At 46.5% G+C, this 15664-nt stretch carries 10 protein-coding genes; 3 read left to right on the top strand and 7 right to left on the bottom strand.

What is annotated here, in order from left to right; translation table 11 throughout:
* Nucleotides 1–148 precede the first annotated feature (148 nt).
* A complete protein-coding gene (locus tag QUB37_RS12435) occupies nt 149–1372 on the top strand; it encodes an NAD(P)/FAD-dependent oxidoreductase (protein WP_333162323.1) in 1224 nt (407 codons plus the stop codon).
* Between the two features lie 59 nt (nt 1373–1431).
* On the opposite strand, the gene QUB37_RS12440 is transcribed toward QUB37_RS12435, so the two are convergent.
* From QUB37_RS12440 to QUB37_RS12465, 6 genes are all read right to left on the bottom strand, one after another.
* Entirely contained in the window at nt 1432–3849 is a 2418-nt protein-coding gene (locus tag QUB37_RS12440; protein ID WP_333162325.1) for a sulfotransferase, read from the bottom strand.
* Nucleotides 3850–3924: 75 nt separating this feature from the next.
* Nucleotides 3925–5997 (bottom strand): ATP-binding cassette domain-containing protein, encoded by a 2073-nt coding sequence (locus QUB37_RS12445; protein WP_333162327.1) that lies wholly within the window; start codon nt 5995–5997, stop codon nt 3925–3927.
* A complete protein-coding gene (locus QUB37_RS12450) occupies nt 5998–6789 on the bottom strand; it encodes an ABC transporter permease (protein ID WP_333162329.1) in 792 nt (263 codons plus the stop codon).
* The gene (locus QUB37_RS12455) at nt 6786–8036 is read right to left on the bottom strand and encodes a glycosyltransferase (protein WP_333162331.1); all 1251 of its coding nucleotides are present in this window, start codon (nt 8034–8036) and stop codon (nt 6786–6788) included. The genes QUB37_RS12450 and QUB37_RS12455 overlap by 4 nt, the downstream gene beginning before the upstream one ends.
* A 257-nt stretch (nt 8037–8293) precedes the next feature.
* Nucleotides 8294–9604: a glycosyltransferase family 2 protein gene (locus QUB37_RS12460; RefSeq protein WP_333162333.1), complete on the bottom strand. Its 1311-nt coding sequence runs from the start codon at nt 9602–9604 to the stop codon at nt 8294–8296.
* A 74-nt stretch (nt 9605–9678) separates the two neighbouring features.
* Entirely contained in the window at nt 9679–10869 is a 1191-nt protein-coding gene (locus QUB37_RS12465) for a glycosyltransferase (RefSeq protein ID WP_333162335.1), read from the bottom strand.
* Between the two features lie 1341 nt (nt 10870–12210).
* Between QUB37_RS12465 and QUB37_RS12470 the strand changes: the two genes are divergently transcribed.
* Together QUB37_RS12470 and QUB37_RS12475 are read left to right on the top strand one after the other, a co-directional pair.
* Nucleotides 12211–12369, top strand: coding sequence for a hypothetical protein (locus QUB37_RS12470; protein ID WP_333162337.1), 159 nt, complete (start codon nt 12211–12213; stop codon nt 12367–12369).
* Nucleotides 12370–12537: 168 nt separating this feature from the next.
* On the top strand, nt 12538–14175 hold the full coding sequence (locus QUB37_RS12475; RefSeq protein ID WP_333162454.1) for an MBL fold metallo-hydrolase: 1638 nt from the start codon (nt 12538–12540) through the stop codon (nt 14173–14175).
* Between the two features lie 331 nt (nt 14176–14506).
* Here the strand turns inward: QUB37_RS12475 and QUB37_RS12480 are convergent, their stop codons facing one another.
* A complete protein-coding gene (locus QUB37_RS12480; protein ID WP_006633466.1) occupies nt 14507–14818 on the bottom strand; it encodes a DUF6679 family protein in 312 nt (103 codons plus the stop codon).
* Nucleotides 14819–15664 lie beyond the last annotated feature (846 nt).

The following is a 15664-nucleotide window of genomic DNA, read 5'->3' on the forward strand; positions in this document are numbered from 1 at the left end:
TAAAACGACCCCACAAGTCTGATGGTGTCACATTCAGAACTCTACCTAAAATTTGACCGTTTGAAGCAATTTGAATAGTAGTAGCGTCATAACTACCATTGCGATATGTCGGCGGGTATTTTGACCTTGGAAGCGAGTTAGAAGCAAAATGAATTTAAAAAGTTTTGACATAGTAATAGTAGGAGCCGGCCCAGCAGGCGGTCACTGTGCGAGAATCCTAGCCCAATCCGGCCACAAAGTCTTGCTTGCCGAGCAAAACGACAATTTTAATAAAAATGACTTTTCTAGCGCTGCCACGCCTCTAGAAACCCTCTCTAAATTCGATTTACCTGAATCCGTTATCGGCAGTTTTTGGCACAAACTTACTATTGAAACTAGCAAAGTCAGTCACACTTGGGAGTCTCCCGAAAGCTTGGGAGTTGTTCTCAACTTTGCTAAATTTAGAGCATTTTTGGCCAGCGAAGTTGAGCGATTTGGCGGTGAAGTTTGGCTGGGTTATCGCTACATTCGACACTCACAAGAAAACGGCGAAACAATAGTAGAATTCAAACAGTTATCCGACGGTCAACTTATCCAAGTTAGCACGAAAGTATTGGTTGATGCTACTGGCTTTGCTAGGGCGATTATGTACGAAAAAGAGAATGATAAGCCCGATTTTTTGTCGGGAACTGGAATTGAATATTTAATTGAAGTAGAGTCAGAAGTTTACAATAAATACAGCGGTGATTTAATCTTCTTTTTGGGCGATAAATGGATGCCGAAAGGTTATTCCTGGATATTTCCAATGGAACAAAACAGGCTAAAAGTGGGTGCGGGTCGCATTTTTTTAGATCCGAAAACGGTGAGGCATTTGTCACCCCTGAAAAAATATATTGATTTACTGATTGATGAATATCTGAAGTCTAAAAATTATAAAATTATTGACAAACACGGTTCGACGCTTAAGTACAGTCCTGGTTTGAAGGATATTTATTGCAAGGATAGTAATATAATTGCGATCGGCGATACTGTCTCGACAGTGAATTTTTTGGGCGGCGAAGGGATTAGACACGGGATGGATGGTGCCCAAATAGCGGGGAAATATATTCAAAAGTATTTGGAGGGGAAAATCTCAGATTTTCGGGATTATGAGACAGAAATGCACCGCAAGTTTGATCAGAAATGGAATATTTCGGAAAGGTTGGCGGTGAGAAAGTATATTGATGATGTTAATGATGAACTAACCGATAAAATGATTTCTTATTTAAAGTATATGAAAACTGAAGATGTGATGGATATTTTATTTGATTATAAATTTGAGAAAATTTACCGAGGGTTAGGCGGTTATTTGCAGAGAAAAATCAAGGGATTGATTAAGAAATTTCACTTGTAAGGTGCGTCCGTTGAGAGATTGTTAGTTTAGGAGAAAGTTTGGCTAATTGATGCAGCTTACTAAGCTAATTTTAAGGCATTTTCTGCGGTGACTTGAATGCGCGGCAGCGACAATAAAGAATCCTCAAAACTGCTCAAATTTAACTGATATGATACACCAAAAGTATATCCACTCGCTCCAATTAAATGCGCTACAATTGGATCGACATCCCCGTAAGGATAAGCAAAACATTTAACAGATTTCTCTAATCCCCGTTCCAAGATAGCACGGGATTTGGCTGCCTCCCGCACAATTTCTGTGGGCGACAATGCAGTCAAAGGTTGATGAGTAGCAGACATAGAACCGAATTCAATCCCTGCATCCCGCAGTTGCAAAATTTCCGGCCATCCCATTAACGGCACTTCTTCAAATTCGGCTTTTTCCCAACTATTTGTCTTTCCTATTGACTCCGCTACGAGAAAAACAGTTGCTGTAAAATCAAAGCGTTTTAGCAGAGGCCAAGCATATTGGAAAAAGTCTAGATAGCCACCATCAAATGTCATCAATACAGCTTTACCGGGTAAAGGAGTTTTAGCCAGTTTTGCGGTTCGCCAATTTTCCCAACTCGCACTGTAATAACCCAGATTTTTGAGATTGTGTAACTGTTGTTCAAAAATCTGGGGAGTAACTGCGTCTAAACCGTCAGGAGAAATGCGGCGGTAGGAGAGAATCGGGAGTTTTTGTGTACGGCTATGATTGTCAAAAACTTGAGGTTTCACCGAGTGAGAAACTTCCCGATAAGAAGATTTTGAGTCAATGATTTCCGGTGCGTAAAATACTTGCTTTGGAAACTCGTTTTCTGGGGGAATTTGCATTGTCGGTTCCCCCGCGATTGCCGCCGCTGACTCGATTTCCTGCAGCGCCGCCGCCGGGAGTGAGGCGCGACGGCTGACACTTGTCCCGATCGCACCCGATCGCCTGCCGAACATCACCGCATTTGGCGGGTAAATGCCCCCAGCACCCGCTACATTCAAACTGTCGGGCAAATTAGACCTTTGTTGAGCACAAGAGGCTAAGCGCGATCGTAGCCATTGTTTGCCGTTGAGTGGTTTTCCCACCAAAGCTTCTCGCACGGCGGCGACGCACAACTCAAAACCAAAATTTCGATTAATTGTCGATCGCAATTTTTGAGCCGAAACAAAATTATTTTCCACCGCAACAGCGACAATACCGACAGCAACGCCGCCTACTTTTACCAGCACGTCAATTTCAGAAAGCTCAACTTTTATATTAGCAAATTCCTCGCTAATTTCTAAGACAATCAAATCTTTTTCGAGGGTAATTGTTGGAACATCCTCTGCTATTTCTGGCTTGTAGAAATCCTGCAAATGCCAATGCGGACGCCCCCATAATTCTTGCAAAAATAGCGTCGAATCATGTTTAGGGTGCAATGGTTCCAGCAAAGTTTCCCACAATTTATTGCGTTTTTCGCAGCGATTGCGTTGAAAGAAGCGATCGAGAATTTGCCAAGCAAACTGGGCTGCAACCGCATCCGCCAACACCGAAGCCGCAACCATACCATCGCAAATCGGCAATTCAATAATACCGAGTTGAATTCCTTCTAGTTTGATCGTACAGGACAGGCGATCGCATATTTGCCAAGCGTAAATATCCGAAATTGGTTCGGTCACTTCCACCGTAACTTTCCAGGCCATTTCACCCTTGACTCGCTGAATTTTATCTAAAATATATCTGATTTCATTTCGAGTGAAAATTTTATGATATTTGTGAACATTACTACTTTTGACATCTCTCTCAATTCCTTTGTGCCAAGGTAGATTCAAACTTAGCTTTGCGGCTTTTTCTTGATAATTAACGAGCATTGTTTCGTCATATTCAATGCCCATAAAATGACAAATCTTTCCTAAGATTTGTGTTTTGTTATCTAAAAGCTCCTCATATTTAACTAATATATGATTATATTTATTAATATATTTGTTGCTAGTTAACATCGCGTGTTCCCAGCGATTGATACAGTGGTTTAAATCCCAACCAGCGCCCCACAATTCGTTAAAACTCCTAGTAGCATCATACATAGAAGCTATTGTGTCCATACCGTTCCGCAAAATATGTATGAATTTTGCATTTGGCAAGAAGCGCTCTATGTCATCAATAAAATATATGTGTTCCGGCGTTTTTTCCAACCAAATGCTTTTTTTTTGTTCAGCAGCCAAACCATCCAAAACTCTCACAAACCAACTAGCTTTAGCTTCCACAGTTTGGCTGTCATCAAAATCTTTCAAAAGTTCAGGACGTTTAATCTCATCCTTAAAAAAAGCTTCCATTCTACCTGGCAACTTTCCCGCAAACTGATCGTATAGCAAATAGTGAAAAAACTTAGATTCCGGAAAAGAAATAACTTCGGGATGAGCGGCTAATAAGCTTTGAAGAATTGTTGTGCCACTGCGAGGCGATCCTACGAGAAATATGCGTTTCATAACATTTTGCAATTATAATTAACGGTATATTTTGAGGTAGGTTGGGTTTTGTTCTCGGAACCCAACCTACCAATTCTAACTCCAAGTAAAATCTTGTTTTAACAAATCAGAAAGCTCCTGATTGTAAGGCTTGAAATAATCTGTCAATTGTTGTTCGATTTCTGCTGGTATTTGGGTGTAATCCTCCCTCATATTAATCTCATCTTCTTTACTTGCGATCGCACTAATATCCAAGAAATCTAACACTTCCGAAAAAACTTTATCGGTATTCGCCTCAAAATCTTCGCTTTTGAGAATTAGCAACTGTTCCCTCGGAAAATAATCGAGCCAATTCCTGATTTGTTCGACATAAATTCCTCGCGACAAATAAGAATAATGTTGGTGGTTGAAACTGTAATAATCTTTCTCGGCTTTGATCTTTTCAATTTCACCTTTTAGGCGATGGGGCTCCGAAGCTATCGCCTTTTCAAAATCCAGCTTTTCGCAACTGATCGCCACTTCTAAATGATAGTGCAGCCAAGCTCGTTTGACCGGGTTTCGCAGCATTACAACTAGCTTAACATCCGGGAAACACTTGTAAACCCGCTCGGCCACCAACGGATGATAAATATAGTAACCAGTCATCTCCCACAGCAACACCTTGTCACCAGTTACGCTGCGAGTCAACTGCTTGCTGTACCAATCAACACCCCGCTCAAAATTCAAATCAAAAAACTGAATTCTCCTCGCACCTTCTTTAAGAATTTGCAAGTAATTTTCCAGATAACCACACAAAGCCTCAGTGCCGCACTTTTGAGCGCCAATAATTAAAAAGTCTGGTTCCTGCTTATTTTCCAACTGAGTCAAAATCTTGGCATAGGCGGGATTATCATTATTAAATGCGTGAACTTTTTCGGCTGGTTCGGGTAAATCCGCAACCTGCATCTTGCCATCAAATTCCCAGCGGTAGGGCGGACAAAGAATCGTTTTTTGGCTTACAGTCGATCGCACATACAGCGGATAAAGGTGCCAATGATAATCATAGGCGTAAGCAAAACTCTTCTCGTAAACCCCAGGATTCACATAATACTGACCGTTGCCTAAATCCAGCCTGTCTACGTGCAGGCGGATTGTGCCTTTACCTTCCGCCAGCGGCAGCAATCTGCCCATTTGATTAGTATTAGTCTCAAAACAACTTTGACCGTCTTCCCGGCTGATTGTGACGCCAAAAATAGCACCCGAAATTGGCTTCGGGGCAGAATAATGAATTTCCACAGTAATAGAATCGCCACTGTTTATCTCATCATCCGGCAACACTTTAACATCCGTAATTTCTACTTCCAAAGAACCGAAGCGATTGTCATTTATTCGCAGTTGTGAACCCGTACTCGTCACTTCAGGAGGACGCATGGGAGTGCGTTTTTCGGTGGCTGGGCGCATTTCCGACAAATACTGACCGACTACCACTTCCGGTTCCCCGTAAGCCACGATTTCACCTGATTTCAGCCACAAAGCCCGATCGCACAGTTTATGAATTTGCGCCGCGTTGTGAGAAATCAAAACAATCGCACAGCCTTGATTCTTAAACTCGGTGATTCTGTTCAAACATTTATTTTGAAAAGCCACATCACCAACCGACAAATGTTCATCAACTAACAGCACTTCTGGATCAGTGTGTACCGCCACCGAAAAAGCCAGCCGCATTTGCATCCCGGTACTGTAAGTCCGCATCGGACTATCAATAAACTGTTGCAATTCCGCAAATTCAACAATATCATCAAACCTGCGCGCCGCTTCCCGACGAGTTAAACCGGCCACCACCGCACCCACAAACACATTTTCTCTGCCCGTTAAATCCGAGTGAAAACCCGCACCCAAATCCAACAAACCGCCAATTCTGCCATTAACTTCAATAGTTCCTTCTTGAGCCTGGCCGATACCGCCAACAAGTTGCAGCAGCGTCGATTTTCCCGCGCCATTCTTGCCGAGAATTCCCAGCATTTCTCCGGGAGAAACAGTGAAATTGATATCCCGCAGTGCCCAAAAACGCGCCTGCGGTTTCATCTGCCGAAAACCCGCCAAAGCGGCCTGCATAATCGTATAAGGTCGATCGGCAGAGTAGCGGTTGAAACGTTTCCCCAAACCCTTGACAACAATAGCTTGACGCATTTACAATTCCTCCACAAAAGTATTGCTTTGCCGTCTAAAAATTCCCAGTCCGATCGGCAAAAGAGCAGCCACAACCAAGCTAAGAATTAACAGCGCCAGCCAATCCGGCTGCGTACCTTTGAGCAGTATGGCGCGGTAAGCTCCCAGCAGTGGCACCATAGGATTTAACTGATAAAAAGGCTGAAATTGTTTCGGGACGCTGTTGAGGTCGTAGAAAATCGGAGTCAGGTAAAACAGCATCTGCAAAAGTACGCCCAAAGTGTACTGAGTATCGCGAAAAGTGACATTCAAAGCCGCGAGGGGATAAGCCAAACTGACTGTCAAAATAAACTGAATAGCCATCAGCAGCGGCAACACCAACAGCAGTGCACTCGGCTGAACGCCATCAATTGCCAGAAAGATAATTAACACGGGCAAAGCTAACATAAAGTGAATTAGCCCCGTCATAGTCGTGACTACCGGCAAAATTGCCGTGGGAAAATTAGGCTGTCTGATTAGCGCTTTATTGTTGGTAATTAATCCCGTTGCTTGAAATAATGCGGTTTGAGACCAACTCCAGATTAACAAACCGCTGAAAGCAAACGAAGAAAATTTCGGAACGTTAATCGGTACAACAGAACGAAATACAAATGAAAATACAGCTAACTGCAACAGCGGATTGATTAAAGTCCAAGCAATCCCCAAAGTCGATCGCTTGTAAAGTAATTTTATATCGCGATCGACCAACACCCGCAGTAAATCGAAGAAATGAGCGATTTTGCGCCTGTAACCCACCCTGGGAGCACTTCTCATCGCACACCTCCGGCAACTTCCTGCGGTTCCGACTGTAGCTGCTCTTCCGGCTCAATCTCAGCTAACTGCTGCCCCTGCAACTGCGCTTTTCTGTAAGCAAAAGGACTGTCGAGAGCTCCTAGTAACTCGCTGACTACCAACTTGCGCGGCAGCAAACCCGGAACCCCCAAGCGGCGCACCAGCCACCAACCAAGCCACTGAAACATAGCAAATTTCCAAATTTCCCAACGCGGCACAGTGCGGTTGCGATCGCACGTCAGTAAAAAAGCCCCAAAGCTGCGCCCATTGTCCTGTAACTGCCGGCTCAAAGCCTCGGCGCTGCGTCTGTGCCGATGCCACACAAAAGCTCTCGGCTCATAAAAAGTCGAGTATCCCTTCGCCAAAATCCGATGAAACATCTCAATATCCCCAGCACCGCAAGTCGCAGTACCCACATCGAGAGCAACGTCAAAATTGCCCACAGCCTCGAAAACTTGCCGCCGGAAAGCCATATTCGCCCCCACCCCGTATTTGCTCGCCCACAGCAACTCGCGCGTCGAGAGCTTGCTACCATCAAATTTAAAACTGTCGAGGTATTGCAGCATTCCTCCGTAGCGGAGTTCAAATTGAATTTGAGCCTCTGTTTCTAGTTCCGCCGGCGCGACTAAACCGCTCACGGCCATAATTTCTGGCTCAGCAAACGCCGCAGCAATACCCCGCAGCCAACCGCGATCGGGCCGCACGTCGTCGTCAGTAAAAGCAATAATCTCATGCCGCGCTTCAGCGATCCCGCGATTCCGCGCCCAATCCAATCCTGGTCGTTCTTCCTTGACGTAGCGTACCGGTAATCGCGCGACGAATTCAGCGGTGCTGGTGGTTGCAGGAGCGTTGTCTATAACGATAATTTCGCGTTGCGGATAGTCGAGGGCGAGCAGAGCTTCCAGAGCGCCTTTGAGCAAATCTGTGCGATCGCGCGTGCAGATGACAACGCTAATTGACGGCAGGTGGCGATCCGCCACTGCTTCAGAAACAGCGCCGAACTGCTCTCCTAAAGTCGATCGCACCAACTCTTTTCCTAACTGATCCACAATTGTTTGTCGCACTCGCTCAGCGGAAATTGTTTGTTCCCAGGGATTGTTACTAACAGAAGCCCAGCCCAGAAGCCGTCCCCGGTAGCGAACTAAAATGCGAACTGCTTCGTATTGTTCGAGTTGCCTAATCGGATTAATCTGTTCGGTAAACTCAATTTCCATCACTTTTATTGCCATTACTTGCTCCTGAAAATTTTGCAGCGGGCACTAGATAGAAAAGTTTTGACTTGGGACTTTTAACTTTGGGGTTGCAACTTTCCAATTTTCCAACTTTTGAGGTTTGAGTTTTTGGTTTAACTTCCCCGAATTCAGTAGATATGCACGAAAAAAAATATCTTCTAGGGGCTAGTTTAGCTAAGCATAACGAGATATAAGCGAGAAGATGAAGGCACTCACCTGCCCAAATCCTGTAATCTTTATTTGCACCTATTTACTTAGCTATTAATGGCTAACTCGTAAGTTTCAAAAGCAACTAAAGGCTTTTCTTCAAGCGTTTCAGCACTGTGGGGTAAACCGTTAACCGCGATCGCCCCAGCCAGCGGTTGAGCAAAGTGAAGCGCCAGAATCGATCGTAAGTGAGCGCCCCGCAGCGGTTCCGCGCCTGCTTGCGGAAAAATATGGCCGACTGTCAGTTGGTCGTAATACAGGTAAACCCCAGCCGGTCGTTCCGCATCCAGCAGACTTTCTGCCGCTTCCCAACCTTGCTGCAAATCAATGTTAATTTCATATCCGCCCAAATCAGCACGGGCCGGGCCTCCTTGCATAAAACTAGAAATAGCAGAGCGACTTTTTAACTCATCAATGACACCCCGCAAATACCAATAACCGCGCAATTTTGACCGCAACCACCGCCAAGTTCCCCGCATCCCCAAGCTTTCGAGTAAATCCAGAGATTTCCTCAGTCCCCGGGCCAGCCAATCCACAGCAGCCGGCCAAAAAAACGTGACCGCCACCACAATTTTATCTACCAGCGAGTAAGCAGTTTCGTAGGCTGCTACCTGCATGATCGGTCTAAGTTCCGGGTGTCGGCGGCCGATCAAAACATCCGATCGCCCTTCCTGACGACATCGGCGGAAAGAGCGATCGAGATTATTAGTTTCGTGTTCGTAATGATAGCCCACAGCATCCCCCGCTACAGCAAAAGGTACACCAGCTTTCAGCAAACGCACCCCAAACTCGTAATCTTCTCCGCCGCAGTTCCCAAAAGCCGAATCAAACCCATCGAGACGACCAAACAGTTCTGCATCCAAAGAAAGGTTGCCGCTGAGCAAATCTTGATAAGTAAATCGGTGATCCGGCTGGCTCATCTGATAAAACTTCTCTTCCCACCACGAGCGCACTTCCACGTCAAAAAACGTAGTTCCTCCGTGCAACTTAGGCGGATAGGGGCCCATGACAGCCGCTCCCGGACGCTCTCGGTGAACCCGCGCATGGCTTTCCACCAAAAGTGGCAGCGCTTCGATATCGTCGTCGAGAAACAGCAGCAATTTCCCGGTAGCCGAAGCCGCTCCTGTATTGCGGGCGATCGAAGCACTTCGGCAATTTACCTCGATCACCTGCAGTTTAAACGGAGCTTTGTAGTCTTGTAGCATTGCCAAAGTATCGTCAATGCAGCTATCTGCCACTACAATAACTTCGATCAGGTCGATCGGATAAGTCTGCAAGTGCAAAGCATCAAGAGCGCGCCGCAGCGAAGAACTTCGATTGTGGCTAGGAATAATTATGCTAACTGTTAGATTTTCCATATTTACATTACAACAATTAACTTCATCTGCATTTCATCTCCCTTCATCTGCCGTTAAAAATAATCTAAAAATCCCTATTCATTGCTCCCCTTAATTTTTTGTAACAACTTCCGAGAAGCAAAATAAGCCATCGGCCCGCTAATGCAGCCCCGGAATTGAGCCCACAGCAAATCCCTCGGAACCGCATCCGGTTGCTTTCGCAAAGAAGCAATTAATTCAGGAATTTGCTTATACCGCAGCCATCCCCAAGCTAATAGAGGCACACTGAATTCTCTGTTGATTACAAACATCCGCGTCCAGAAAGCATAGACTCCGATTCCGTAGCCTCGGAGCGTTTTTTGCAATTCTTCCCAAGTGCGGCGATGGCGGTGCCAGCTCAATGCTCTCGGCTCGTAGACAATGCAGTAACCAGCGCGCAAAATGCGGGCAAAGAGTTCACAGTCTTCGCCACCCACTGTGGGTGTTCCCGCCCCCAAAGCTTCGTCAAACAGGCCAATGTAGTCGATCGAACTTTTCCGCAAAGCCATACTCGCCGAAACTCCCACAAGATGCACAATCAGAGGATTGCACTGCGCCCCATCAAAAACTCGGCGCTCAAATCCCCGCCCGTGCGGGCTGTACCACTCAAACCATTCTTGCGCCTCGGTTTCCAGTTCCCAGGGCATCACCAGCCCCGTGACGCACATCACTCGCGGATCGCTAAAATTCCACAAGAGCGATCGCAGCCAGTTCGGATCGGGAGCCGCATCGTCATCTGTAAAGGCTACGAATTCATGTTTAGCTTCGCGTAAAGCTCGGTTACGGGCAGCGCTGGAGCCTGGTACGTCTTCGCGCACATAGCGGACTTGTGGGTAATTTTTGATTAGTTCCTTGGTAGCGTCCGTGCTGGGACAATTGTCAATTACTAAGTATTCCTGACCCTCGTCTGGGAGCTGCATCAGCGCGTCTAGACAGCGCCGCAAATCTTCCGGGCGATCGCGCGTGCAAACCGCTACTGTGGCGAGTGGCATTGCCTGCACAGGCCCCCGCTCATCCCATGCGAGGGTATCGTAGAGCCAATTTTTCCAAAGGTTGTCCCCCGCAGCGTTCATCAGTGTTTCCCGCAATTGGGAGCCGTCGGCGCGACCTCCGACGAGCGATAATAGAGCTTGGCCGATCGGTTTTCCGTGCAGTCGAATTAAAACCAAGGCTTTGCTGTAACGCTCCTCAACCGTAATTTCTGGCGGGAGTTTGGAGATTTCCAGCTCAAGAATAGCTGTTGCCATTTTAGATTTTTGATTTTATATTTTAGCTTGCGAAAAAATCCTAGATATTCCGTATATTACCGGATGTATTTTAGCAGAAATTGTTTTAGGGGATAGCCACTTCTCAATGCCCTACTTGCCGATTGCCGATCGCGAATCAAAGATAAAGCCTCATTGTTTTTATTGCTTTTATTTATTTTTACTTTCAATGACCCGCTGATGTCAAGTTTTTTCCCAACACAACTTTTACCCCCGTCAACGATCCCTCGTCGAGGCTTGTGTCAATTGCAGGTGCTATTGGCAGCAGACCGCCACCAATCCTCGCCATTAATGCCACCTGTAAAAACCCCATTTTTTTACAAAACCGAGTTTGTGCGATCGCTCCTCATTTCAGCTTTAATTGCGATCGGATACTATTATCAAAAATATACCAAACAATTAAACACTATTGCAATTCTGACTTTCGCGGTTTAACCACGCAGGGATTAGCTGAAAAACAACTCAAAAACCACCCCAAAGAAGACCCAGCTATGATAAAAAACCGAATATTACAAACTGGTTGGAGGCTCATATACCTGAGATTATTTCTGGCAAGTTAGTGGGATTTGTACAGGATAAATATGCTCCCTTGTCGGGGGATTGATGTGGCTATGTTTGGGGTAAAAAAAAACACATCGTTTTGCCCCCTAGTCAAGTAGCGGAGTAAACAAACCTAATTATGGGCTAGTCAATCGATTTTAGATTTTAGATTTTAGATTTTAGATTTTAGATTTTAGAGGCGACCACACGGATAAATGCGGGGGCTTGAGGATTTTGGATTTTAGATTTTGGATTGATTCCACGGATAAATCACGTGGCGGGTACCACCTTTGAAATTCTTGGTCGAACGATTTGAGATTTACTTCACAGATGAATCTGGAGCTTGAACAAGAGTCTAAAACTTTGGGCTGCGGGCGGTTCCTGTCAGAAACTGGTATCCGTTTTTGGGCGGGGTCAAAAAGCCATTTAAACTCTCTCCTCCCTAGCCACAAGGTTTGCTTAGAAGAATGTATCAAACTTTTACAAAGAAACCGAGCAAACTCATAAAGTCTCTCTCTGCCGTGACAAAAGCAGTTAGCTAGCACGATGCTGGTTCTCCATTTTTCAGATTGGACTCTACACGGCCCTCAAAACCCTAAAAATGAAGAATTGTAAAGTTTTATCAAGATATTGGGACATCTGAATTAAAATCTTCTCATAAAAAAGACTAGCTTTTAGCAGGCGCAAATTGTGGAAAAAGGTTTAAAACTCAGAATATGAGATCGAGTTCGCTGCTCTTACATGGTGCAATAAAATGTAACTTTTGATGCCAGAACCAGTAGCATGAACTTTGTCGAAGGCCGAATGCCCGTCAGGCAAATGTCTTCAGAAAATCGCCTTCTTGGCACTGCATCAAATCTTAAGTGCAATTACTTTCCTTTGACGGGAGCCGCAGCCTTCGAGCAAACATTTAGCTCCAGGGCTTACGCACCAGAACTTTGATAAACCGGGTTTTTTAACCGGGAGCGAGGGCGGCAACAAAGTGTTTTCGTTCATCAAACCCGGTTTCAGCGTCCGAGACTGAACTCGATCGAATGAATGCAGTCGCAACCAATGTTTAAAAGTGGCGATACTGCAAGTTGCGTGCAAAGCAGGGAGCTAACCGCAGTGATGGATCTCGATTGTTTACCTTACGGCGCAGGCCACGCACAGGAAGGGGTCTGTCTGCTAGTCCGAATGGGGCCGCACCGCATTTTACTCGACTGCGGTATAGAGGATATTGCACCGCTGTCAGCGACACTAAATCGATCGCTGCCAGCCGATTTTGTGGTGTGTACCCACGCCCACTCTGACCATGCCAGAGGTTTGCTAGCACTCAATCAATCTTTCCCCCACTTGCCAATTTACGGCAGCGAAGTGACAGCGCGACTGCTACCGCTCAACTGGCCAGAACTGGCTCAGCAGCCAGAGTCCCGGTTCTGTCAGGGACTGCCCTGGCAGTCGCCGCTCGAAGTGCGCCCTGGACTGAGCCTGCAGTTGTTCCCGTCGGGTCATTTGCCCGGGGCGGCGACTGTGCTGCTGACTTATGCCGCTCCGCACCGCACCTACACCGTGGTTTACACCGGCGACTTTTTCCTGTCCAATTCTCGTTTGGTGGAAGGTTTGCCCCTGGGAGAACTCAGGGGCATGAAGCCGGATGTGTTAATTTTGGAAGGTAGTTACGGCACGGCGCGTCACCCTCACCGCCGACAACTAGAAAATCAGTTAGCCGATCGCATCCACCGTGCCATCGCCGACGGGTACTCGGTACTGCTGCCCGCCCCGGCCCTTGGTTTGGGTCAAGAAATGCTGATGCTGCTCCGCAGTCACCACTACTTTACTGGCCGCGACTTGGATATTTGGGTGGACGGCACTGTCGCCGACGGGTGCGACGCTTATCTGGAACTGTTACCCCAATTTCCCACCGCCGTCCAAAATTTTGCTCTGCACCAACCTTTGTTTTGGGACGAAAGGGTGAAACCCCGCGTCCGCCGGCTGTCTGCCGAACAACGCCCCGGATTGGGAGCCACGCCCTGTATTGTAATTACAGACAAGTTAGCTGATTTGGCTTTGTATGTTGCCGATGGCACACATCCTTGGATTTTGCTCGCCCCTCAAAAACCAGGATATCCCGTCAGCGACTGGCTGGGCAACAGACCCGAATCTGGAGTCACAAGTGTCGAAACTTATCTGCTAGCCGAACACTGCGACGGGCCGGGGACGACCCAACTCATCCACAATTTGCGTCCCCAGCACGTAATTTTAGTCCACGGTTCCCCTGCATATTTGGCTGACTTGGCTAACTTGGACGAGCTGCGAAACCGCTACCAGTTGCACACTCCGGCGGCCGGAACATTGGTCGAATTGCCGATCGGGGAAATGTTTTTGCAGCCCGCTATCCCGGAAACTAACTATGAGGGAGAACTCAGCGAATTGGGGACAGAGGTAGCAATTAGCTTGCCGAGTCCGATTACAGCCGATCCCCGGTGGGCCAATTTTGCCGATACCGGTTTGGTAGAAGCCCGCTGGCAAGGCGAAGAACTGGTACTGCGCGGCATCTCCCAGCGGGAACTCCTGTTTCAAGGCAGCGCCGTTCAGGCAAACCTTGAATGCTGTGGCAATTGCCAGCACTACCGCAGCCAGCGCTGTTGGAACCAGTCGAGTGCTTTGTTTGGCTTTAAAGTAACCCCCGACGGTTTCTGTCCGGTGTTTAAAGCGATACCGGAGTCCGAACTTTTCCTAGAAGATGGGGAAACAGACGGCGAATAAGCTGTCGGGCACATCGAAACCAGCCCGCAGGCACAGAAAACAAAAGAACAGTCCTGGACGCACCCCGACAAAAAACCCGGTTTCAGCAGGGGTAAGCTGTCGCGTATTGAATTTTTAAACTACTGTGTACTTACGCTGTTGTGGGGAGTAGGGGTTGGGCAGGAGATCCCGCCATCAAGCTTAAATTTAAAGGAAAAATAGCTTATGGGGTCACAACCCAGAATATTTTTGGCCTAAACTGGGTTTTTTGCATAATTTCTCCACAAAAAAGGGAGAAAAGCCGTTTTCTTTTCCCCCAAGTTTTCCTTCTGCCTCAAGCGCGAGCTCAAAACTATTCCAAATTCGAGTCCGGGTAGTGATTGCGAATTTGTTCGGCTTCGGGACAATCATCAGAAACTAGGGGTTCGCAGTTAGTTCGGGATACCGAAGCCAACTTCTGGGACACAGCTCCAATACTTTCGAGACGCACCATTTCTTCCCAGGAGCTGATTTCGTCTTCTTCGTCGGTTTCGTAGCGCAGCGTGACTAGATCCCCTTCAATATCTAGGATACGAGCGCGCTCTATCCAACGTTGCTGATCTCGAAGAAAAATAGAAACCTCACGACCATCACAACAGAGTTGATAGATTTTGCGCTGTAGCATTTGTCAGTTCTCCTGCGCAGTGTAACTTGCTTAAAATATGGTCTGTTTACCGTAACGTACTTTGGGTTTTACATCGGAAGGCACAGCCGTATGGACTGGCCAGTTTCACGTTTTCCGCAACTTTGGTACCGATGGGAGTTACCAAATTTGATTTTACCACCAAATCTATCTAGTACGCCATTTATCCAATTACAGGTTGTGCAGCCGGTGGCATCCCTCGTGAGAGGCATTTGCCAGCATAGATCGAAGCATTAGGACTTGACAACGGCACGCGATTAACAGCGACAATAACAACAGACTCTGCCTCAAAAATCTCGCTCTCTTTTGCCTCAAGTCCCCCAGAAACCTCTTGTTTCGACGTTTGTTCGATCGCCCACTAACGCCGTCAAGGCTCAATCTCAAATCTCAAATCTCAAAGCCAAAGCTCTAAAGCGACACTCAAACAGCGACAATAAAAACAGACTCTGCCTCAAAAATCTCGCTCTCTTATGCCTCAAGTCCCTCATAAACCTCTTGTTTGGAGGTTATTTCTAGCCCCCAGTACCCTCTCTGAACTCACTCTAAAATCTAAAATCTAAAATTTAAAATCGATTGTTCGATCGCCCACTAACGCCGTCAAGGCTGAATCTCAAATCTCAAATCTCAAAGCGAAGCTCTAAAGCGACACTCAAACAGCGACAATAAAAACAGACTCTGCATCAGAAATCTTCCTCTCTTCTGTTTCAAGTCCCCCAGAAACCTCTGGTTTCGACTTTTGTTCGATCGCCCACAGTACCGTCTCTTTCCTCAATCTAAAACCTAAAACCTAAAATCTAAAATCTAAAATCTAAAATCTAAAATCGATTG

The organism is Microcoleus sp. AT3-A2 (assembly GCF_036705685.1).
Classification (GTDB): domain Bacteria; phylum Cyanobacteriota; class Cyanobacteriia; order Cyanobacteriales; family Microcoleaceae; genus Microcoleus.